Annotated in this window: 17 protein-coding genes and 1 pseudogene; 8 read left to right on the top strand and 10 right to left on the bottom strand. The window is 71.2% G+C overall.

The window, feature by feature from the left end; genetic code table 11:
* Positions 1–24: 24 nt before the first annotated feature.
* Positions 25–3,432, top strand: a complete 3,408-nt coding sequence (locus tag Adu01nite_RS39600; protein ID WP_203734480.1) for a serine protease — start codon at positions 25–27, stop codon at positions 3,430–3,432.
* 3 nt (positions 3,433–3,435) lie between these two features.
* Here Adu01nite_RS39600 and Adu01nite_RS39595 read toward each other — a convergent pair whose 3' ends face one another.
* Both Adu01nite_RS39595 and Adu01nite_RS39590 read right to left on the bottom strand, forming a co-directional pair.
* Positions 3,436–3,987: a hypothetical protein gene (locus Adu01nite_RS39595; protein WP_203734479.1), complete on the bottom strand. Its 552-nt coding sequence runs from the start codon at positions 3,985–3,987 to the stop codon at positions 3,436–3,438.
* Entirely contained in the window at positions 3,971–4,750 is a 780-nt protein-coding gene (locus tag Adu01nite_RS39590; protein ID WP_203734478.1) for a hypothetical protein, read from the bottom strand. The genes Adu01nite_RS39595 and Adu01nite_RS39590 overlap by 17 nt, the downstream gene beginning before the upstream one ends.
* A 56-nt stretch (positions 4,751–4,806) precedes the next feature.
* Here Adu01nite_RS39590 and Adu01nite_RS39585 point away from each other — a divergent pair, with 56 nt between their 5' ends.
* Positions 4,807–5,259 (top strand): hypothetical protein, encoded by a 453-nt coding sequence (locus tag Adu01nite_RS39585; RefSeq protein ID WP_203734477.1) that lies wholly within the window; start codon positions 4,807–4,809, stop codon positions 5,257–5,259.
* 7 nt (positions 5,260–5,266) lie between these two features.
* Positions 5,267–6,100, top strand: coding sequence for a pentapeptide repeat-containing protein (locus tag Adu01nite_RS48220; RefSeq protein WP_239133053.1), 834 nt, complete (start codon positions 5,267–5,269; stop codon positions 6,098–6,100).
* Here the strand turns inward: Adu01nite_RS48220 and Adu01nite_RS39575 are convergent.
* A complete protein-coding gene (locus tag Adu01nite_RS39575) occupies positions 6,082–6,570 on the bottom strand; it encodes a hypothetical protein (RefSeq protein WP_203734476.1) in 489 nt (162 codons plus the stop codon). The genes Adu01nite_RS48220 and Adu01nite_RS39575 overlap by 19 nt on opposite strands.
* A 108-nt stretch (positions 6,571–6,678) precedes the next feature.
* Here Adu01nite_RS39575 and Adu01nite_RS39570 point away from each other — a divergent pair, with 108 nt between their 5' ends.
* A complete protein-coding gene (locus tag Adu01nite_RS39570) occupies positions 6,679–7,728 on the top strand; it encodes a sensor histidine kinase (protein WP_203734475.1) in 1,050 nt (349 codons plus the stop codon).
* Positions 7,725–8,375, top strand: coding sequence for a response regulator transcription factor (locus Adu01nite_RS39565; RefSeq protein ID WP_203734474.1), 651 nt, complete (start codon positions 7,725–7,727; stop codon positions 8,373–8,375). The genes Adu01nite_RS39570 and Adu01nite_RS39565 overlap by 4 nt, the downstream gene beginning before the upstream one ends.
* An 11-nt stretch (positions 8,376–8,386) precedes the next feature.
* On the opposite strand, the gene Adu01nite_RS39560 is transcribed toward Adu01nite_RS39565, so the two are convergent.
* Complete coding sequence (locus Adu01nite_RS39560) at positions 8,387–8,488, bottom strand: zinc-ribbon domain-containing protein (RefSeq protein WP_203734499.1); 102 nt, start codon at positions 8,486–8,488, stop codon at positions 8,387–8,389.
* Positions 8,489–8,678: 190 nt separating this feature from the next.
* On the opposite strand from Adu01nite_RS39560, the gene Adu01nite_RS39555 reads away from it, so the two are divergent.
* On the top strand, positions 8,679–9,026 hold the full coding sequence (locus tag Adu01nite_RS39555; RefSeq protein ID WP_203734473.1) for a response regulator: 348 nt from the start codon (positions 8,679–8,681) through the stop codon (positions 9,024–9,026).
* A 61-nt stretch (positions 9,027–9,087) separates the two neighbouring features.
* On the opposite strand, the pseudogene Adu01nite_RS39550 reads toward Adu01nite_RS39555, so the two are convergent.
* The 3 genes and pseudogenes from Adu01nite_RS39550 to Adu01nite_RS39540 form a co-directional block, all read right to left on the bottom strand.
* A pseudogene (locus Adu01nite_RS39550) lies at positions 9,088–12,798 on the bottom strand (DNA gyrase subunit A); the annotation flags it as partial.
* A gap of 109 nt (positions 12,799–12,907) precedes the next feature.
* Positions 12,908–14,959 (bottom strand): DNA gyrase/topoisomerase IV subunit B, encoded by a 2,052-nt coding sequence (locus Adu01nite_RS39545; protein ID WP_203734471.1) that lies wholly within the window; start codon positions 14,957–14,959, stop codon positions 12,908–12,910.
* Positions 14,960–15,141: 182 nt separating this feature from the next.
* On the bottom strand, positions 15,142–15,771 hold the full coding sequence (locus Adu01nite_RS39540; RefSeq protein ID WP_203734470.1) for an adenylate/guanylate cyclase domain-containing protein: 630 nt from the start codon (positions 15,769–15,771) through the stop codon (positions 15,142–15,144).
* Positions 15,772–15,948: 177 nt separating this feature from the next.
* Between Adu01nite_RS39540 and Adu01nite_RS39535 the strand changes: the two genes are divergently transcribed.
* Together Adu01nite_RS39535 and Adu01nite_RS39530 are read left to right on the top strand one after the other, a co-directional pair.
* Positions 15,949–18,768: a helix-turn-helix transcriptional regulator gene (locus Adu01nite_RS39535; protein ID WP_203734469.1), complete on the top strand. Its 2,820-nt coding sequence runs from the start codon at positions 15,949–15,951 to the stop codon at positions 18,766–18,768.
* Between the two features lie 156 nt (positions 18,769–18,924).
* Positions 18,925–19,701, top strand: coding sequence for a DUF5995 family protein (locus Adu01nite_RS39530; protein ID WP_203734498.1), 777 nt, complete (start codon positions 18,925–18,927; stop codon positions 19,699–19,701).
* A 49-nt stretch (positions 19,702–19,750) separates the two neighbouring features.
* Here the strand turns inward: Adu01nite_RS39530 and Adu01nite_RS39525 are convergent, their stop codons facing one another.
* The 3 genes from Adu01nite_RS39525 to Adu01nite_RS39515 are packed head-to-tail and all read right to left on the bottom strand — an operon-like array spanning position 19,751 to position 22,306.
* The gene (locus Adu01nite_RS39525) at positions 19,751–20,233 is read right to left on the bottom strand and encodes a hypothetical protein (RefSeq protein WP_203734468.1); all 483 of its coding nucleotides are present in this window, start codon (positions 20,231–20,233) and stop codon (positions 19,751–19,753) included.
* Between the two features lie 35 nt (positions 20,234–20,268).
* On the bottom strand, positions 20,269–21,624 hold the full coding sequence (locus Adu01nite_RS39520) for a HAMP domain-containing sensor histidine kinase (protein ID WP_203734467.1): 1,356 nt from the start codon (positions 21,622–21,624) through the stop codon (positions 20,269–20,271).
* The gene (locus Adu01nite_RS39515; RefSeq protein WP_203734466.1) at positions 21,617–22,306 is read right to left on the bottom strand and encodes a response regulator transcription factor; all 690 of its coding nucleotides are present in this window, start codon (positions 22,304–22,306) and stop codon (positions 21,617–21,619) included. Before Adu01nite_RS39515 ends, Adu01nite_RS39520 begins: the two co-directional genes overlap by 8 nt.
* Positions 22,307–22,310 lie beyond the last annotated feature (4 nt).

Genomic DNA, 22,310 nt, shown 5'->3' with positions numbered 1-22,310 from the left:
ACCGACGGCTAGGTGAGGAGTCGGATGGGCGGTCCGGACGCGTGGCTCGCACCGCCCAGCCCCAGCCTGGTGAAGGTCTGGTCGGCGGACGGCGAGTTCCGCGGCACCGGCTTCTTCATCGCCGCGCGAACCGTCGTCACCTGTGCGCACGTGGTGGAGCACGACGAGCACGTCATCATCGGCTGGTCCGGGCCGGACCTGCCCGGGCGGGTGCTGGTGCGAGACCCGCCGGCCCGATCGGGGACGCGGTATTACCCGGCCCCCGACATCGCCTTCATCGGCGTCGAGACCCTTGACAATCCGCACGTCTTCATGGACCCCAGTGCCGTCGGGCGGGACCTGAAGGAGTTCTTCATCGAGGGGTTCAGCACGCTCAATCCGACCGGCGGCGTTGCGCTGGAGCGCCGCCTGGTGCCGGTGCTCGGCGAGTCCGACCGCTACCAACTGCTCAGCGACGCACACATCGTCCCCGGCATGAGCGGCTCGCCGGTGGTGGAGCGCGAGGGCTCGGAAAACGTCCGCGGCATGCTGAAGTCCGGGAAGCTGGCCCAGGGCAACAGCGCCTACATGATCCCGACGTGGGAGATCAAGAAGGCGTTCCGACTGAACAAAGCCGTGCTCCGGGCCCACATGAAAAGCCTTCCCACGCTGGTACGCCCACGGCCGGGCACGCCGCTGCACATGCTGCTCACCGCCCAGCGTGAGGTCGCCAAGCGGTACCCGTACCGGGTGGCCTCGCTGACCAGGCGCGAGCCGCCGCCACTGTCCAGTGTCTACGTCGAGCAGCGGACCCAGGCCAGCGCGACCGGGCGGGCCAAGACGCCGCTGGTGCTGAGCCCGATCGAGCTGCTGCACCGGCACCGCAACGCGTTGATCGTCGGCGGTGCCGGCGGCGGGAAGAGCACCCTGATCCAGCAGTTGGTGGCGGCTTCCGCCGACTGGTGGCTGCGGGAGCCGGGCGGCGGGACGGAACCTCCGCTCGGCCGGGTGGTGGCGGTCCGGGCCGCGGCCCAGGACCTGCTGGGCGGCGGCGCCTGGTACGCGTCGCTGGCCCGGGCGGTCAACAACGATCTGGGCGGCCGCCTCGACACCCTGCTCGCCCCGGAGCACTTCGAGCGGCCACCCGCCACCGGCGCCGACTGGCTGATCCTGGTCGACGGCCTCGACGAGGTGCTCGACCGGGGCGTCCGGCGCGAACTCGTGGACGTGCTCGGCTTCCGCGTCAGCCAGTACGGCTCCACCAACCGGTTCGTGGTGGCGAGCCGGCCGCTGGAGGACCGCGAGTTCGGGCGCCTGCGCACGAGCCTGACCGGCAGCGACCGCACCAAGCGCTACGGCGAGTACGACCTGCGGCCGTTCGACTGGGACGGCGTGCGGAAGTTCGCGGGTAACTGGTTCCGCCCGGCTGACGGCGAGCACTCCCCGGTCGAGCCGGCCGAGTTCCTCGACGCGATCACCACTGCCGGGGTGGCTCCCCTGGTCGAGGTTCCGCTGCTGGCCACGATTGCCGCGATCGTCTTCGAGGAGAAGCCGGCCCTGCCGCTTCCGCTCGACCGCGCCGGCCTGTACAAGATGTTCGTCCGGGTGCTGCTGACCCTCCGCGTCCAGCGGCAGGGGGTGCGCCTCGCCCTCCGGGAGCAGCTCGCGCCACTGGGCCGGTCGGCCGAGGAATTCGGCGATCGGCTCCTCGAGGACCGGCTCTCCTGCCTGAGCTACCTGGCCGTGCAGTACCTCCGGTCCGCCCGCCGGCTCAGCGACGCGCTGGAGACGTGGATCGGCACACGGTATTCCGGCTTGCCGCTCGGCGTCACCATCGACCATCTGCGCGACGTTCTGGTGGACACCGGGCTGGTCGCGGTCTACGGCGACGATCTCGTCTTCATCCATCAGAGCTTCGCCGAGTACCTCGCCTCCCTGATCCTGGTCGACGAGTTCGATCCGGACCGGTGGCTCGCCGAGGTCCGTCGCTCCGGACCGGACAGCCTCGGCCTGTTCGTCCTCGCCGCCTGGGGCGATGCCGGCCATGACGCCCGGCCGATCGTCGAGGCGCTGATGACACCGGGCGAGAAGTGGGACTTCCCGCATCTGCGGCAGGCCGCGGCGATGATCCAGGACGGCGGGGTGCTCGCCTCCGGCGGCACCCAGGAGATCATCGACCTCGCCGAGGTGGCCGTACGTCAGCTCGCCGAGCCACCGGAGCGCCGGGTCCTGGAGGCCCCGAAGCGGGCGGCCCAGGAGCCGGCCGACCGGACCACCCCGGCGGTCAGCGAGGTGCTGCGGGCGATCCTGCAGCGCACTCGCGACGCGGCCCGGGTGGTCCGGCTGGTCGAGGACAAGCGGCTCTCGATCCGAAAGCGGGTGGCGGCCGCCCGGACCCTGATCACCAGCGAGAACTCCGCCGACCATGACCTCGGCCTCACCGAATTGATCAAGCTGGCGTACGAGACGGACCTGCGCCGGCGGGAGCGGCTGCTGGCGCTGCTCACGATCGTCGAGGTGGCACCCCGGCACGAACGGCGGCATGGGGTACAGCGGCTCGCCCAGATCGTCGAGACCGAATATGACGTGGGTATTCGGATGGACGCCATGGACATCCTGCGCCGGGTCGGGGAGATGCCGGCCGCCGCGGCGGCCCTGCTGCGCCGCGCCCTGGACATGCGCCGACCGGCGGACGAGCGGGCGCAGGCCAGCCTGTTGCTCGCCTTCTATCTCGACGAATACCGGTCCGATGCGGAATTCGAGCTCGGCCGCGGCGACGAGTTGGAGGAGCGGACCTGGCGCGCTCCGCCGATCCAGCCCGGCCCGGCCGACCGCGACATCGAGTGGGCCGTCGGCAAGGTCGCCGCCGAATCCGGCCTACAGCTGGCGAGTTCGGTCATCGGACGGTACATCCGCACCCGCCGGATCGACTGGGCGTCGCGGGCCCAGGTGGCGTCCGTCCTGGCGACGTCCGCCGTGGTGGCTCCCCTCCACGGCGGAGGTGACGTTCCCGTTCCGCCCGGGGAACCGATCTCCTGGCAGGCCGTGAACCTGCTCGCGGCGGACCGGCAGGAGCCCTGGCCGCACCGCATCGCCCTGCTGCTCGACTACGCCCGGCAGGTGCCGAGCCGCCGCGGCGACGTCACCCGGGTACTGTCGAGCCGGCTACGGGACCCGTACGTCTCGAGGCGGGAGCGGGGGGCCGTCCTGTCCGCCCTGCTCGGCCGGATCGATGCGGAGGAGATCCGGGTGCTGGCGCTCGAATCCGGTCTGCCGATCCGGTTGCGGGCCAGGGCGGCTCTCGAGTACGGCCTGCGCAGCAACCAGGCGGAGGCGGCGGCCGCGATGCTGACCACGCTCGCCCGGCTGCCGTCGGCGTCGCTGCGAGACCGGGCCGACTGCGTGGTCCGGCGCCGGATCCTCCCGCTGATGCTCCGGCTGGAACGACTCTGATCGTCAGGACCACGGGACGTCGATGTCGGGCAGTGCCGCCGCCACCTCGTGCCACCACCGGCCGGTCGGCTCCGCACACCCGGCCGCGGCGTTCCGCGTGCAATACCCCCGGCTCCACAGGACGACGATCACGACGCCCGCCATCAGCAGCACCACCGGGCTGAACCAGCGCAGCCGCTCGCCGATCCGGAGCAACCGGGACCGGCTCGCGTTCCGCGCGCTCCGGGAGCCGGCCACCGCCCAATCCCCGATCGCGTAGTGCACCCCCGTCAGCGGCAACCAGAACACCCGGAACAACCGGGCGGCCAGGAAGTCCACGATCAACCCGGCGGCCGCCACCACCGTGGTGACGACGACGGCGACCGGCACCAGCACCCACCGCGCGGCCCAGGGCAGGATCCGGTGCACGACGACCATGGGCGCGGCCAGCATCACCACCACGACGATCGGCACCACGACATATCCGCGGACGTCGGCGGACAGCCATTCCAGCGCCTCCGGCAGCCAGGCCAGGAGGCGGTCGAAGAGCCCGAGGACGTCACCCGGGCCGGTCATCGCCGGCTCGATCGTCGCCGGGCGGCAGCATGTCGCCCATCCGGATCACCAACTCCTGGAAGCGGGCCAGCGCCCGGCCGGCCGTGCCGTCGGCGCCGTGCTCGGCGAGCCCCTGCCGGGCCAGGTCGGACAACTCCAGCAGCAGCTGGCCGGGATCGGAACCGCCGGGATCGCCGGGATCGGCGTCCTCCTGATCGGCCATCAGCAGGTGCAGCACCCGCTCCCCGGTGAGCACCTCGACCGCGGTCACGGCGACGCGCAACTCGTCGAGGCGGACACCGCCGGGCACCGGCAGCTCCTCGGCGAGTGCCGCGGTCAACCGCTCGCGCGCCTCCTCAGCATCGTCCACCTTGGCCGGGAGCGCGGCCGCCATCCGCTCGCCGAGCACGGTGGTGCACGCGTACTCGACGTCGCTGATCCGGTTGGCCACCACGGCGACCGGGTCGACGACCGTCCATCGCCCCTCGACCTCAGCCGCGAGTGCCGAGCCGATCTCGAACTCCGCCCGGAAGCCGTGCGGCGTGATGTCGATCTGATAGCCGGTGCGCGGTCCGAGGAAGAACATCTCGCCGGCCGAGTAGCCGCCGGCCGGCGCATGGAGGCGACCGGAACGGGTGCGGAAGACCAGGGCGGAGCCGACCGCCGGGACCTGGGACCGGTTCAACGGAAGCCGGCGCAGCTCCTCGATGTACAGGATCGGGTTGTCGAAGCCGTCGGTCTCGCCCGCTCGGACGAGAGGCGAATCCTGCAACGGCTCGGACAAGTAGGCTCCTCGGCAATTGAGCAATCATCGTAACCAGTCATGAGCGGAAGGTGACCATGCAAGTTTCCGACGCCGGCCGGTTACGGTCATTCGAAGTCCATTCCGCCGACGGGCATTTCCTGGGCCATGTCGGAACGGTCTACCGTGCCGAGGATTCGGTTCAGCCGCTGCTGGTCAGCTTCCCCGCCGAGCGGGACACACCGTTCGTGGCACCGCTGTTCGGCGCGGAACTGACCGCCCACACCCTGGTACTGGCCTATCCAGCCGCGCAGGTGACCGACGGCCCCACCGTGGACACCGATGTGGTGCTGTCGGCCGGTGAGGTCGGCGCCGTGCTCGGCTACTACGGACGGCGGGTGCGCTTCAGCCGGCCGCTGACCGAGCGGAGGGAAGGCACCGGCGACGTCGCCGCCGCGTTCAGCGAGGTGCAGGTCATCCCACCGGTACCAGGCATCGGCGACGAGGACCTGCCGCCGATCGTCGTGACCCGCCCCGGTCTCGCCGGGTGAGGCCGCGATGACCGCACCGGCACCCGAGCAGAGCCCGATCACGGCCGCCAACCAGCGCATCCGCGACACCGCGAAGTGGCTCATCGCCAGCCAGGCCGCGGTCGGCGCGGCCCTCATCGCCGGTAGTCAGCTGGCCGGCATCGGGCGGCTCGACGCGACCGGCGCCCGGCTGTGGGTCGCGGCCGCCGGCGCGCTGCTCGCCCTCGGCGCCGTCGTCGCCGCGATCGCCGCCACCGTCCGGGTGCTCCTGCCGGCCCAGGTGCTGATCGGCGAGCTCGAGGAGGAGTGGGCGAAACCGGGGCCTCGGCTCCGCCGCGCGGTCGGCTTCCTCCGCCGCCGTCCGAAATACCTGCAAGGGCTGAGCAGCCCGAAAGACCTCATCGACCGCCGGGACGCCCTGGTGGCGCAGCTCGGCAAGCCGGACACCGACCCGCAGACCCGCGACCGGATCACGGCGATGGATCAGCGCATCGAGGCGGTCGAGGAGATCGCGACCCACGAGACGCTGGCCGCAGCCTTCGAACGCTGCCTCGGGCGGTTGCTGGTGGCCGCCGTGCTGGCCGGGGCCGGCATCCTCGCGTTCGCCTGGGCGGCCAATCCCCCGCCCAGGACGGTCACCGCCGACCTGCGCAACGCCCGCCTCACCGGCGCCTTCCTGCGCGATGCCGACCTGCGCAACGCCAAACTGGACGGTGCCGACCTCACCGGCGCGGACCTGACCGGTGCCGATCTGTCCGGCGCCTCCCTGATCAAGGTGATCTGGTCCCGGACGACCTGCCCGGACGGCACGGTGAGCGAGGCGAACGGTGGCACCTGCCAGGGTCACCTGCGCGCCGGGTAAAGCGCTTTCGCAGTGCGGCCCCACGGCTTGTAGACCGACAGCACGGTGGCCAGGCTCAGCGCGGTCAGCGACACGATCGGCGGCATGAACAGGGCGGTGCGGTCGATCACCGCCTGCGTTCCGGCGCCGTAGGCGATCGCCTCCGCCATCGTGGGCCGCAGCGCCAGCAGGATCAGGGTGCACAGCGTCAGGTTGAGCACCAGCTTCACCGCCACCCACCAGTAGCGGATCAGGCCCCACTTCGTGCCCCAGCCCAGCACCAGGCCGGTGATCAGGCAGATCAGCGCGGACGTGAGCATCGGCCACCACACGAACGTGCCGAGCGCCCGCAGGGCCAGCCCGCGCCGCTCCGCGCTCCCGCCGAGCAGCCCGGCGGCGACCAGCACCGCCACCAGGACGTCGATGCCGAGCCAGGCGCCGGCCGACGCGATGTGCAGTACCAGCCAGAGTTTGCGGGTCCTCGGTCGCATCACCCCAGCCTGGCGGCCCGCCCGGCCGGGATCGTCGGCCGGGGAGCGGCTCCCGATCTACGCCCGGTGACGTATGCGAAACGCCGCCCGATGGCGCACGGTGGGAGCATGCGCCTCCGTGCCGCGGCCGTGCCCACCGCGCTGATCGTGGTGGGCCTGGCGACGCTGCCGCTGATCGACCGGCGCTCCATCGTGGACCGGCCGGTCGACGTCGTCGCCGCCCTGCTGGTGCTCGCGGCCGGCACGGCCACCGCCCTCCGCCACCGGCTGCCGGTGCCCGCCCTGCTCGCCGCGGCCGCCCTCACCTCGGCCTACCTGCTCGCCGGCTACCCGTACGGGCCGATCCTGCTGTCCGTCGCCGTCTGTGTGTACGCGGTGGCCCGCCACCACCGCCCGGAATGGGCGGCCGCCTGGTCCCTGCCCGCGCTGGCCCTGCTGCTCCTGCACACCACCGACGGCACCGGCCTGATCCCCGGGGCGGCCTGGGTCGTCGTGCCGTTCACCCTCGGCGTGGCCCGCCGGCAGGTGGTCGAGGCGCAGCGGCGGGAACGCGCCGAGACCGAACGGCGGATCGCCGACGCCGAGCGGCTGCGCCTCGCCCAGGAGGTGCACGACGTCGTCGGGCACGGCCTCGCGGCGATCCAGATGCAGGCCGACATCGCGCTGCACCTGCGGGACACCCGGCCGGACATGGCGTTCCCGGCACTGGCGGCGATCAGCGCGGCCAGCGCCGAGGCACTCGACGAGTTGCGCGCCACGCTGGCCGAGGTCACCCAGGGGCCCGGTCCGGGGCTGGCCCGGGTCGGCGACCTGTGCGACCGGATCCGGACGGCCGGCGTGACCGTGGACCTCACCGTCGACGGCAGTCCGGCGCCGCTGCCCGCCCCCGCCGACCTGGCCGCCTACCGGGTCCTGCAGGAGGCGCTCACCAACGTCGTCAAGCACGCGGCGCACCCGCACGCCCGGGTGGCGATCCACCACGGCCCGCGCAGCGTCGACCTGCGGGTCACCAATCAGGCCCGGGACGCCGGGCACGCCGACGGCTTCGGCATCACCGGCATGCGCCGCCGGGTGGAGCTCGTCGGCGGCACCCTGGCGGCCGGCCCCGGCCCCGGTACCTTCGCGGTCGCCGCTGTCATCCCCCGGGAGTCGCCATGATCAGCGTGATGCTCGCCGACGACCAGGATCTCGTCCGGCTCGGGCTGTCCGCCCTCTTCGACAACGAGGCCGGCTTCACCGTGGTCGCTCAGGCCGCCGACGGGCTCGCCGCGGTGGCGCAGGCCCGCCGGGCCCGGCCCGACGTCGTGCTGATGGACATCCGGATGCCCGGCATCGACGGCCTCGAAGCGACCCGCCGGATCGTCGCCGACCCCGAGCTGGCCTCCACCCGGGTGATCGTGCTGACCACCTTCGAACGCGACGAGTACGTCTTCGACGCACTCCGGATGGGGGCCAGCGGCTTCCTGCTCAAGAACACCAAGCCGGCGCTGCTGCTCGACGCCGTCCGGACCGTCGCCGACGGCGGTGCGCTGCTGGCGCCCTCGGTCACCAAGACCCTGATCCGCGAGTTCACCGGCCTGGCGCCGCGGCCGGCCACCCCGCATCCGCACCTCGGCCGGCTCACCGACCGGGAACGCGAGATCGTCGCCCTGGTCGCCCGCGGCCTCAGCAACCACGAGATCGCCGCCCAGCTGGTGGTCAGCCCGGCCACCGCGCGTACCCACGTCAGCCGTTCGATGATCAAGCTGGGCGCGCGGGACCGCGCCCAGCTCGTGGTCTTCGCCTACCAGTCCGGGCTGGCCTGACGTCCGGTCCTTCAGGCCGACGCGGTGCCGCAGCCGGTGCAGAACATCGCGCCCGGGTTGACCTGGGTGCCGCACTGGCCGCAGAAGCGGTTCGCCTCCGGCGCGGCGGCCAGCGGGGTGCCGCAATGCTGGCAGTACCTCCCACGCCGGTGTCATTGGCCCGCGTGTCCCTCTCCCTCTTGCGGCGAAGGGGGTACGCCCATTCGTCTGACTTTTCGAGACCGGCTTTGGCCAGGCAGCGCGTCCCGTAGCCTCCGAACCAGGAGGTTCCGGGTGAATATGCGCCAACCTACAGTTCTGGTGGTGGACGACGACGTCGACATCCTGGAGTTGACCGCGCACGCGCTGAGCACGCGGGGATTCGCGGTGCGCGGCGTCAGCAGCGGCACCGAGGCGGTCGACGTGGTCCGCCGCGAGCAGGGACATGTCGACCTCCTGGTGGCCGACCTCTCCCTGCCCGGCGACACCAGCCGCTACACCCAGACGATCGCCGCCGAGTTTCCCGGCGTGAAGATCGTCTACGCGACCGGGATCCCGCGGCACATCGCGCTCTCCACCGGGCTGGTCCCCGCCAACGCGCCCTACCTGCAGAAGCCGGTCGACTCCGACCTGATGGCAAACGTGCTGCGCGGCGAACTCGCCAAAACCTGACCGACCCGGCCCGCCGTGACCGGCGCGGGCCGGGCCCTCGGGCTCGGCCTGACCGGCCCGATCAGCCCCGCTCGATCAGGTGCCCGATGATCTGCGGGCCCATGATCACGGCCGTGCCCGAACCGTCGCGCCGGGTGTCCGGCTCCGGCAGCTCGACCGGGTCGCCGGTGCTGCTGGCGCCGACCGGGCGCGGCCCGACCCAGGCGACCGCGAGCCGCGTCTCGCCCTTGAGGAAGCGCTGCACGCGGACCCCGCCGGTGGCGCGGCCCTTCGCCGGGTACGACTTGAACGGCGTCACCTTCACCTGGGTGCCGGTGGAGGTCACCACCATCGGCTCACCGTGCTCGGCATCCGCGGTCACCACGACGTTGAACGAGACGACCTCGGACTCGGCGGTCAGGTTGATGCCGGCCATGCCGCCGCCCTTGAGACCCTGCGGCCGCACCAGCTTCGCCGGGAAGCGCAGCATCGACGCGTCCGAGCTGACGAACGCCAGCGTCTCGTTGCCGTCGGTCAGCCAGGTGGCCTGCAGGACCTCGTCACCCTCCTTGAGCGTGATCACCTCGAACTCGTCCGAGCGGACCGGCCACTCGGGCGCACACACCTTGACCACCCCGTGCTTCGTGCCCAGCGCCAGGCCGGGCGAGCCGTCGGCGAGCGGGGCAAGGCCGACGACCTTCTCCCCCTTCTCCAGCGGGACCAGCTCGGCCGCCGACATGCCGCCGCGCACCGAGACCGTGCCGGCCTGGTCGGGCAGCACCGGCAGCGGCAGCACATCGGTCTTGAACGCCCGGCCGCGGTTGGTGACCAGCAGGATCCGGCCGCGGGCGGTCGAATGGATCACCGCGCGGACCGCGTCGTGCTTGACCCGGCCGGACCGGCGGCGGCCCTCGGTGGCCTCCTCGCTCTCCGCGGCGGTGCGGGCGATCAGCCCGGTCGCCGACAGGATCACCTGGCACGGGTCGTCGGCCACCTCGAGCGGACCGGCCGGAACCGACGCCGCGAGGACCTCCTTGAGGTCACCGTCGATCAGCGTGGTGCGCCGGGGCGCGCCGAACTCGCTCGCCACCGCGGCCAGCTCGTCCGAGACGAGCTGCTTGAGCACGTCGACGTTGTCGAGAATGCGGGACAGCTCGGCGATCTCGTTACGCAGCCGCTCCTGCTCGGTCTCCAGCTCGATCCGGTCGAAGCGGGTGAGCCGGCGCAGCGGAGTGTCCAGGATGTAGGTCGCCTGGATGTCGGACAGCGAGAACTCGCTCATCAGCGACGCCTTGGCGGCGGCCGCGTCGTCGCTGCCGCGGATGATGGCGACCACCCGGTCGATGTCGATCAGGGCGATGAGCAGGCCGTCGACCAGGTGCAGGCGATCCTGCCGCTTGGTGCGGCGGAACTCGGTGCGCCGGGTCACCACGTCGTAGCGGTGGTTGACGAAGACCTCGAGCAGCCGCTTGAGGCCGAGCGTCTGCGGCTGGCCGTCGAGCAGCACCAGGTTGTTGATGCCGAACGAGCTCTCCAGCGGGGTCAGCCGGTAGAGGTCGGCCAGCAGCGCCTGCGGGTTGACGCCGACCTTGCACTCGACGACCAGCCGGGTGCCGTGCTCGCGGTCGGTGAGGTCCTTGACGTCGGCGATGCCGGCCAGCCGGGCCGCCTGCCGCTGACCGCGGCGCGGCCCCGAGGTGATCAGCTTGCCCTTCACCTCGTCGGTGATCGCCTCGATGATCTTCTCGGTGCCGATGCCGTAGGGCAGCTCGGTGACCGTGATGGCCTGCCGCCCGCGCCCGCCCTCGAGCAGCCCGGTCTGCGCCCGGGCCCGCATCCGGACCACGCCGCGCCCGGTCTCGTAGGCGCGCCGGACCTCGTCGAGGCCGAGCAGCTGACCGCCGGTGGGCAGGTCGGGCCCGGGCACGAACCGCATCAGGTCGTCGAGCGACGCCTCCGGCTCGGTGATCAGATGCCGGGCGGCCGCCACCACCTCACCGAGGTTGTGCGGAATCATGTTGGTCGCCATCCCGACCGCGATGCCGGACGTGCCGTTGACCAGCAGGTTGGGGAACGCGGCCGGCAGCACCTTGGGTTCGAGGGCGTCACCGTCATAGGTGTTCTTGAAGTCGACCGTGCCTTCGCCAAGCTCACCGACGAGCAGCATCGCCTCCCGGGACATCCGGGCCTCGGTGTTGTGATTTACGAATCCACCTGCAAGGAAGGAGTGGTCTTCCGACTGGACACGGACGGAATAGACCTCGGCCGGCTCGCATGCCTCAACCGAGGTCACCTCCTCATAGCGGTAACCCGCGTCCATCACCGGCAGGATTGTCGCTAGAATCTCGGGATCCTTGATCCGATCGATGATGCGTAGGCGCTCGGTCTCCCAGCGTTCGACCCGGTCGAAGTTGTGGACGGTCAACCACTTGCGTCCGCTGCCACGCCGGTCAAAATCGAGAGCTCCACGAACATAGGCCGCGACGAACGGCACATGGTCCTTGCTCAGCCGATGAGCACGCAATGGCGAGTGGCGCAGAAGCTCGACGACCCGGCTCTGCTTGGTGCGCATAAAGCCGACGCGCTGTACGAATGCGTGCACATTGCGAAGGCCCGACACGACGAGGCGGTACTCGACTGAGCCGCTTGCACGGGTGTATTGCCGGCGGGCCGCGATGACACCGAACTCGGCAAGCAACTCCTGGATCCCGCGAGCAAGGACATCGCTGTAGGTGGAGTACTGGACGGTGAATCCGTCAAGAGCGACGCGGACGCCGCCGTCACCCTCGAAAACAGCCATGAGGAAGGCCCGTTTGACACCCGGACCGCCGTTCCAGACGAATTCCGGGATCATCTTCGCGGTTGCCTTATGCCCGATGAACTCGGCCAGTGGACTGGCCCGGAACGCGTCCATGCCGCCCGCGTAATCCTGGATGTCCATTTCTCGAACTGCTTTGCGATTGACACGCGTCTTGCGCTCGGCAACGTAACGCCGACCACCGACAATGTGGTCGTACGCATAGAGCACTTCGGAGAAGAAGTGCTCGTCCGTGTTGTTGAAGCCGGCTCGGGTCGCGCTCGCCCAGCCTTCCGATGCCCAGGCCCCGGCCAGCACGCCCAACATGTACTCATGAGCCGTCGGGACGACCTGAGTCCATGCGTTGCGTGCTACACAAACCACGGCTCCGGGCTTGATCTCGTCGAGCTGTCGCCATTGGAAAATCGGCACACCCATGGGGGCCTCGAGGCAGAGAACCGGGTGGTTCTCAGTGCCGCGCAACGAGAATCCCGATTTTGTCGTGATGCGAACAGTCGGGTGAATTCCGGAGTTGAACACCCGGTCGACGCGGACAGCCTTGCCGTCTTTGTCGAGGACCTCGAAGTCCGCCTCGGCCTCGCTGTCCGGCGCAAGCTTCGCAAGATCGGCGATTCGTGAACTTGAGCCGTCAGCCAGGCGGACCCGGGTCTCCCCCGTCACGCAGTACCGCGCGGCGGCCGGGCCGTCGTCTGGCGACCCGAAATTGCCGTGGCCGTCGATCAGCGGCGCGTTGAGCGAGAAGTCCTGGGCCAGCCGAACTAACGCATCGTAGATCGCGACGTCACCGTGTGGATGGTATTTACCCATCACATCTCCGACAACTCGGGCAGACTTCACATAACCCCGGTCGGGGCGGTGGCCCTGCTCGGACATCGACCACAGGATGCGGCGGTGCACCGGCTTGAGGCCGTCGCGGGCGTCCGGCAGGGCGCGGGAGTGGATCACCGAGTAGGCGTACTCCAGATAGGAGTCCTCTACCTCGGTGGTCAGCGGGTTGTCGATGACCCGGGCGCCGGCCTGGTCGAAGGCGGACAGGTCGACGCGGTTCTCGGTGTTCTTGCGGCGTGCCATGAACAAGTGCCTCTCAGGCGTCGATCGTCTCTTGGTCGATGCGGCCCGCCGCCTCGATCAGCCAGTTCTTCCGGGGCTCGACCCGCTCGCCCATCAGCAGCTCGAGGGTCTCCTCGGCGCGCTCGGCGTCGGTCATCGTGATGCGCCGGACGGTCCGGGTCGCCGGGTTCATCGTGGTGTCCCACAACTCGTCGGCGTCCATCTCGCCGAGGCCCTTGAACCGGGGCACCGGCTTCTGCACGGAGCGGCCGGAACGCTCGAACCGGGCGACCGTCGACTCCATCTCCTGCTGGGTGTACGTGTAGATCGTCTCGGAGCTGCGCCCCTTGGTGACGACCTTGTGCAGCGGCGGCATCGCGGCGAACAGCCGGCCGGCCTCGATCACCGGCCGCATGTATTTCGCGAACAGGGTGATCAGCAGCGTCCGGATGTGTGAGCCGTCGACGTCGGCGTCCGCCATGATCATGACCCGGCCGTAACGCAGCGACGCCAGCTCGAACGTGCGCCCCGAGCCGGCCCCGAGCACCTGCACGATCGCCGAGCATTCGGCGTTGTCGAGCACCTGCTGCAGGGAGGCCTTCTGCACATTGAGGATCTTGCCGCGGATCGGCAGCAGCGCTTGATATTCCGAGCTGCGGGCCATCCGGGCGGTGCCGAGGGCGCTGTCGCCCTCGACGATGTAGAGCTCCGAGCGGGAGATGCCGGTGGCCCGGCAGTCGACCAGCTTGGGCGGCATCGACGCGCCTTCGAGCGCGGTCTTGCGGCGGGCCGCGTCCTTCTGCTGCTTCTGGGTCAGCCGGACGCGGGCCGCGTCGACCACCTTCTGCAGGACGGTGCGGGCCTCGGCCTTCGTCCTGCGCCCGTCGACCCATTCCTTGATGTACGCCTCGACCAGGCTCTGGACCACCCGGGTGACGCCGGCCGTGGACAGCTCGTCCTTGGTCTGCGAGGTGAACTGCGGCTCGGGGACGCGCACGTGGATGACCGCGGTCATGCCCTCGAGCAGATCGTCGAGGACCGGCGGGTCTTCCTTGGGGCGCAGCAGGCCGCGGGTGTTGCGGATCGCGTCGGTGAGCGCCCGCACGAGTGCCCGCTCGAATCCCTTACGGTGTGTGCCGCCGTGCATGTTACGGATCGTGTTGGTGAAGGACTCGACGGTGCGGTCGTAGCCGGTGCCCCAGCGGAACGCGACCTCGATCTCGGCGCGGCGCTCGACGTTGGACTGCATCACGCCGTTCGCGTCGGCGGCGTTCTCCTTGTAGGTGCCCGAGCCGGTGACCATCAGGATGCCGGAGACCGGCTTGTCACCCGCGTGGGTGAGGAACTCCACCATGTCGGTGAGGCCGTGCGGGTAGTGGAAGGTCTCAGTGGTGACCTCTTCGGCGTTCTCGTCCCGCAACGTGTAGATCACGCCGGGGACCAGGAAGGCCGTGTTGCGCAGTTTGGCCCGGACGGCGTCGGCGTCGAGCCGGGCGCCGGTCTCGAAATACCGCGCGTCGTACCAGTAGCGGATCGAGGTGCCGGTCGACTCGCCGCGCTTCATCTTGCGCACCACGCGCAGGCCGGACTCGGGCGTGAAGCGGGCGGTCGGCCCGGGGCCGTCGAAGACGCCCGGCTGGCCGCGGTGGAACGAGAGTTCGTGCACCTTGCCGTCGCGCTTGACGGTCACGTCGAAGCGCAGCGAGAGTGCGTTGACCGCGGAGGCGCCGACGCCGTGCAGGCCGCCGGAGGTCTTGTAGCCGGAGCCGCCGAACTTGCCGCCGGCGTGCAGCCGGGTCAGCACCAGCTCGACGCCGTTGAGGCCGGACTTGGCATTGATGTCGGTCGGGATGCCCCGGCCGTCGTCGTCGACCTGCACCGAGCCGTCGGCGTGCATGATCACTGCGACGCTGGTGGCGTGGCCGCCGACACCCTCGTCGGTGCAGTTGTCGATGATCTCGTTGGCCAGGTGGTTGACGCCGCGGCTGTCGGTCGAGCCGATGTACATGCCCGGGCGCTTCCGGACGGCGTCCAGCCCTTCGAGGTGCGTGAGGTCGTCAGCCCCGTACAGGATTTCCGCGGTCACGAGGTGGTTCTCCCGATCGGCCCTAGGTGGTCAAGACGCGGCGAGCCTACCGGGAGCCTCTGACAACTTCCCTGCAACACCGCCCGCGCCACCCGCACGATCGTGCCCGATCGTGCGGGATGACACAGTGCGGGCGGGTGGACGCCACTGCCCAGGTCGGCGTCCACCCCGAGGTGCGCCGGTTATTCGGCGCCCACCCCGCAGAGCTGCCCAGCGCCGGCCGGAACCCGCTGCGGCTGCAACGCACGCCACAGATCCAGCGGGTACGGCTTGCCGGCCACCCGGACCGGCGGCAGCTCTTGATAGGCGATCAACTCATCGGTGACCGCCTGGGTCGCCGCGCACACCACGACGGTGTCGTGCGGCGCGTACGCCTGAAGACGCGCGGCCGTGCTGACCACGCTTCCGCTGACCATGCCGTGCCCGAAATCCCGGGCGGCCGCGAGGTCGACGATGACGTCGCCGGTCGCTAGACCCACCCGGGTGCGAACAGCGAACCTGCCGGCCAGGAGTTGCCCCCTCAACGCCTCCTGGACCGACAGGCCCACCCGTACCGCCGAAGCGGCCGCTTCCGGACCGAATCCCCCGGTCCCTGTTCCGAACACCGCCATCACTGCGTCCCCGACGTATTTCTCCACTACGCCGCCCCCCGCGCGGACCACCTCGGACACGGTCGAGAAGTAGTCCCGTTGCAATGCGCGGACCACCGCACAGTCGAGCTCGTCGACGAGCGAGGTGAAGCCCACTATGTCGATGAAAAAGACGGTGACGGTCTGACGCCGCTCCTGCTCCGCCATAGCGATTGCGGTCATGTCTCACGCTCCCCCAATTCCTTGCTTGCCCCGGGAGAGAACGGTGCCAGCCGCCGTCCAGTTCGGGATCGTCAGAACGACGTATCTCTGACAGGGCGGCGCCCCGTCATTTTTGTGACGCAGAACAGACCGAACCGACGACAACGTGCTAGGTCGATTCGCACTAGGCTGCCGTGCATGGCCAGCGAGGAGGGGGACGACGGCCCGCTTGTCGGTCGCACCGACACGCTCGCCGGAGTCCAGTCCGACCTGCGCAATGTCGGCCCGGGCGGCACCGCCGCGGTGTTCGTCACCGGCGAGAGTGGCGTCGGGAAGAGCCGGCTGTTGCGGGAGACCGCCCGGGCGATGAGCGCCGCGGGCGTTGCTGTGCTGTCCGGAACCTGCCTCGACATCGGCGATGCGTCCCCTTTGCACCCGGTTTTGCAGGCTTTGCGGCAGGCGAACTCCCCGGCCCAGCAGCCGACCAGCGCCGACGACCCGGGCGCGCTGCTCGACCGGGTGTCCCGCGACCTGCGTGAGCTGGCCGGCGACCGGCACCTGCTGCTCGTCCTCGACGACCTGCAGTGGGCCGACCGCAGCACCCGCCAGTTGTTGCTCTACCTACTCGCCGGCCTGGGCGGCGTCCGGCTGTCGGTGCTGGCCGCGGTGCGCGCCGAGGCCCTGCACGGCGCCCACCCGCTGCGCCGGGTGCTGGCCGAGCTGCGCCGGCTGCGGTCGGTCAAGGTCGTCGATCTCTCCCCGCTCGACCGCGAGCAGACCCTCGAGCTGGTCAACGCGATCGCCGGCGGCGGCATCGAGCCGGAGGACTCCGACCGGGTCTTCAAGCGTTCCGGCGGCAACCCGTTCGTGGTCGAGGAGCTGGCCCGCGACCTGCGCGACGGCCGGATCGAGCTGTCCGACACGCTGCGCGAGATCTTCCTGTCCCGGGTGGACGAGCTGCCGCCGAAGGCGCACTCGGTGGTGCACGCGGTCGCGGCCGGCGTCGAGCCGGTGGAGCACGTCGTGCTGGCCCGGGTCACCAAGCTCGGCGAGGACGAGCTGATCGAGGCGATCCATGCGGCCGTGGCGCACCGGTTCGTGGCCAGCTCGCCCGAGGGCTACCGGCTGCGGCACCGGCTGGTCGCCGAGGTCCTCGAGGCCGAGGTGCTGCCGGCCCAGGCCGCGTCGCTGCACCGCCGCTACGCCGAGGCGATGGAGGCCGGCGGCGTGGTCGACCACGCCCGGCTCGCCCACCACTGGCAGAAGGCCGGCGAGCCGGCCCGGGCCCTGCCGTCGGTGGTCGCCGCGGCCCGCTCGGCGGAAAAGCTGTACGGCTTCACCGAGGCCCACCGCTACTGGTCGCTGGCCCTCGACCTGACCACCGACGACGTGCCCGAGCGCACCGAGCTGCTGGCGCACGCGGCCGAGTCGGCCCACCTGTGCGGCGAGCACCAGCGGGCCCTGACCCGGCTCGCCGAGCTGGCCGCGCGGCCGGACGCACCGGGCCGCTGCGAGCTGCACCTGCGCCGCGCGCGTTACCTGGCCGCGGCCGGCCGCTCGGCCACCGCCGAGGTGGAATACGAGCTGGCCCTGCAGGCGCCGGACTGCACGCCGCGGCAGCGCGCGTCGGCCGCCGCCTACCTGGCCGAGCTGCTGGTGCATCTGGGGCGGTACGGCGACGCCTACGACCGTGCCAGCGAAGCCCTCGATCAGGCCGCCGAGAACGGCACGACCGCCGATCTGGTCCGGGCCAGCGCCGCGCTCGGTTACAGCTCCGCGTTCCGGGAGGACCCGGACGCCGGTCTCGCGGTCATCCGCCAGGCGGTGGAGATCGCCGAGCGCTCCGGCCACCCCGACGACCTGGGCGTGGCCTACCTACACCTGGCCGAGCTGCTCACCGGTCCGCTCAACAAGGTCGAGGAGGGGGTGCTGGTCGCCCGCCGCGGTGCGGAGCGGCTGGCCTCGCTCGGGGTCGGCCGCAGCTACCAGACCCGCCTGCTGGCCATCGCCGGCAACGGCCTGTTCCGGGTCGGCCAGTGGGCGGAGGCCGATCAGGTGCTCGAGGCGGCGATGCGGCACCGGCCGTCCGGTGCCGACGCGGTCGAGCTGCTGCTGGCCCGCTGCCGGCTCTGGGTCGGCTTCGGCGACGTCGACGCGGCCGTCCGCGACCTGGACGCGGTCGCCACCCTGCTGGCCGGCGGCGGCGCCCGGCACGTGCTGCCGATGCTCACGCTGCGCTCCGGCCTGGCCATGTGGCAGCGCCAGCACGCCCAGGCCCGCGCGGCCGTCCAGCGCGGGTTGACCGAGACCCGCTCCGACGACCTGATGCTGCTCGGCATCCTGGCGTGGCACGGCCTGCGCGCCGAGGCCGAGGCGCTCAGCGACGGCGAGCAGGTCGACCCGGGTGCGCTGCGCCGGCTCAAGACCGTGGTGGAGCGGATGGTCGACGGCGTCGGCAATGCGGCCACGCCGGTGCGTGGGGTCATCGACGGCTACATCGATCTGTGCAACGCCGAGATCAGCCGGATCGAGCAGCGGCACGACCCGGAGCCGTGGGTGCGGGCGGCGGCCGCCTGGGATCGGCGCAGCCAGCCCTACCCGGCGGCGTATTCGCGGCTGCGCCGGGCCGAGGCGGTGCTGACCCGCCGGACGACGCGGCGGGCCACCGCGGTGGTCGCGCTGCGCGAGGCGTACACGATGGCGATCGCGATGGGAGCGCGCCCGTTCACCGCCGAGATCGTCGCGACCGCGCAGCGGTTCCGGGTGGCGCTCGCCGACGACGCCGACACGGTGCCGCTCAACCCGCCGAGCGCCGTGCCCGACGACGAGCTGAGCATCCTCACCCAGCGCGAGCGTGAGGTCCTGGCCGCGATGGCCGAGGGCCTGACCAACCGGGAGATCGGCGAGAAGTTGTTCATCTCGGAGCGCACGGTCGGTGTCCACGTCGGGCACATCTTCGACAAGCTCCAGGTCCGTACGCGAGTCCAGGCGAGCCGGGTCTTCCTCACCGCGGCGTGACCTGTTCGTTATCTACGTACGCGGAATACGTAGATCTACCGATCCCTGCGTACGTCCCCGGTGGAAGGCTGACTCCACGGGGGAGCACCGCCCGGCGGCTACCGTCGCCGGGCGGTGCTGGGGGCCCTCCGTGTGGAGAAACACCTGGAGGAACCGATGATGCAGTCGGTCTGGGGTCCGGTCCGGCAGGAGATGTTCGACCTGCTGCAAACGCACCCCGACGACGTACCCGCCGTGGTTGATCAGCTGACGAAGCTGCAGGACATCCTGGGCCGCGTGCCACCCCTGCTGGCGGAGAACCCGCTCTGCGACTTCAACAAGCTGTACCTGACAATCACCGAGGGTGTTCTGGAGCGCCTCTACGCGGGCAAATTCAAGGACCCGGCTTTTCTCTCGCGCCTCGACGTGGAGTTCGCGGCGCGCTACTTCGATGCACTGCGTGCGTGGGCCGGCCCGGAGGCGAGTCCGCTGTGCCCGCGCGTCTGGTCCGGGCTGTTCCAGCGGATCCCGGGGCCGGACTGCCGCCCGCTGCCGGCCGCGTGCGCCGGGGTGAACGCGCACATCAACTTCGATCTGCCGTTCGCGCTGGTCACCACGTTCGACCACCTGGGCACCGACCCGATCGACGACAGCGACCAGCACCTCGACTACCTGCAGATCAACGAGATCTTCGCGCACTCGATCCCCGGCCTTCGCCGCGGCTACCTGGACAAATGGCAGCTGCTCATCGACACGATGAACGGAAGCCTCGACGACTGGTGGCAGGGCGAGGCGGTGGAGTACACGCGGAACGTCGCCTGGCGTAACGCGCAGAAGCTGTGGGGTCTCCGGCACGACATGTCGGCCACCGACAAGGAACGCGCCCACCTCGACCGGGTCGCCGCCGATCTGGGAAAGCTCCTGCTCTCCCCGCTCGGCGAGTTCCTCCAATAAGCCTTCCTGTGTCGTCGCGGCCCGCCCCGGGGGAGGCGGGCCGCGACCCTCATTTGATCGCTATCAGCCGGGCCGAGGTGACGTCGCCGTCCTTGGTGCCGGCGAGGCCGATCTCGGCGCCGGTCGTCAGCGCGGAGGCCTCGACCTTCTTGCGGTTCTGCACGATCCGCAGCTTGTCACCAAACGTCCAGGTCAGTGCGAATCCGTCGGACGACTTCACCGACACGCCGGTCGCGGTCACCGCGGTCACCGTGCCGCGCTGGACGACGACGGTCTTGTTCCCGTTCTTCTTGGTCGCGATGACCACCTCGCCGTGCAGGGTGTTGCGGCGCAGCTGCTGACGGAGGGCCTTGCGCGGGGCGTCGCCGGTGCCGGCCGACGCGGTGTCGTCCAGGCCGGTCTCGAAGCCGACCTGCTGAAGGGCGACGGCCTCGTCGGCGACGTCGGAGCTCGCTGCGGCACCGGCACCGACACCGCATCCGGCCAGGAGCAGCGCGCCGGAGATACCTAGGGCAACCAGGGTTCGTCTCATGGATGCGATCCTGCGGGCCGAACAGCAGGCCGAGGTCAGGGCAATGTTCGGGCTGGGTAAGGAAGCTCCACGGTGAACAACGCGCCGCCCTCCGGGGCGTGCCCGGCACTGATCCGGCCGCCGAGCCGGCCCACCAGGCGGGCGGCCAGGGCCAGGCCGAGCCCGCTGCCGACCTTGCGGATGCCCCGGTAGCGGCGGTTCAGCGCGCCCCGCTCGAACGCGACCTCGAGGTCCTCGTCGGTGAAGCCGGGGCCGCCGTCGCGCACCTCGAGCACGGCCGCCTCCGCACCGGCCCGGGCCGCCAGCACCAGCGGTGCCTTGGCCGGGACGACCCGCAGCGCGTTCTCGCAGAGGCCGTCGAGCACCTGCCGGATCCGGCCCGGATCGGTCTCCACCAGCAACGGCTCCGGCGGCAGCTCCACCCGCAGCCGCGGGCCGTCCGGGGCGCAGCGGGCCGCCCACGCCTCCCCCGCCGCCCGGACCAGCTCGGCCAGGTCGACCGGGACCACGTCCAAGGGCAGGTCGGCGGCCTCCAGCCGGGACAGCACGAGCAGGTCGGAGATGAGCCGGTCCAGCCGTTCCGACTCGGCGAGCATGGTGGCACCGGCCTTCTCGGCGCCGTCCGCCCCGACCACACCGTCGGCCAGGGCCTCCGCGTAGCCCCGGATGGTCGCCAGCGGCGTACGTAATTCGTGGGAGACCGACAGCAGAAAGTCCCGCTCCCGGCCCTCGCTGATCTGCAAGGCGGTAGCGAGATGGTTGATGGCGTCGGCCAGTTCGCCGGCCTCGGCCGGCCCCTGGCGGGAGATGCGCACCGAGCGGTCGCCCGCGGAAAGCTTGCCGGCGGCCGCCGCCGCCCGGCGGATCGGCCGGGCGATGAAGCGGGCCAGCAGCGCGCCCGCCCCGATGCCGCCGGCCAGCCCGGCGAGAAGCGCGATCCAGATGCGGCCGAGCACCTTGCCGGCGGTGCCACTGGCGACCGGGCGGGTGAGGACCACGCCCGCGTTGCGCCCGCTCAGCGGACGCCCGACGATGAACGACGGCCGGCCGTTGACCGGCGACCGCGTGTCGACCGTCTGACCGGCCGCGATCTGCTGCACCACCCGGCTCGGCAGCCCGGTCCGGTCGACCGTGCCGCGCCGGATCAGATAGACCTCGACGTCCTGCGCGCGCAGCTCGGTGACGATCGTCTCCCGGGCGGCCGGGCGCTCGGTGGCCAGCAGCTCGACCGCGAGTTTGCTCTGCTCGACCAGCTCGGCGCGGACCTGCGTGTTGACCGCGCGGATCGACACCGGCACCGCCACCAGCGCCGTCACGATCACGGCGACGACCGCGGTGGCCGCGGTGACCAGCATGACCCGGCCGGTCAGGGTCCGGAGGAAATCACGCATCGGCGGTGTAGCCGACCCCGCGCACGGTCCGGATCAGCGCGGCGGCCCCGCCGAGCTTCGCCCGCACCTGCGCCACGTGCACGTCCACCGTGCGGGTGCCGGCGGCCGACGCGTACCCCCAGACGGCGGCCAGCAGCTCCTCCCGGGTGAAGACCCGGCCCGGCCGGCCGAGCAGGTGCCCGAGCAGGTCGAACTCGGTCGTGGTGAGCGACAGCGGCGACCCGTCCACGGTGACCAGCCGACGACCCGGGTCGAGCCGGACCGCGCCGAGCTGCTTGATCCGCTCGCCGTCCGGCGGCCCGGCCGCCCGCCGCAGCAGCGTCTTGACCCGGGTGACCAGCTCGCGCGGGCTGAACGGCTTGGTCACGTAGTCGTCGCCGCCCATCTCCAGCCCGAGAATCCGATCCACCTCGTCGTCACGCGCAGTGAGGAAGATCACCGGCGTCCAGTCACCCTCCGCACGCAATTGGCGGACGATCTCGGTGCCTTCCAGGCCCGGCAGCGCGATGTCGAGGATGCAGGCGACCGGCCGCAGCCGCCGCGCCGCCGCCAGCCCGGCCGGGCCGTCGTGCTCGACCTGCACCCCGAACCCCTCCCGGCTCAGATAGAGCCGCACGAGGTCGGCAATCGGGCGCTCGTCCTCGACCACGAGGACCAGGCCCTTGGCGGGGGCGTCGGTCACCGCA

The sequence above is a fragment of the Paractinoplanes durhamensis genome (assembly GCF_016862175.1).
Taxonomy (GTDB): Bacteria; Actinomycetota; Actinomycetes; order Mycobacteriales; family Micromonosporaceae; genus Actinoplanes; species Actinoplanes durhamensis.
This window is presented reverse-complemented; position numbering and strand designations above follow the sequence as displayed.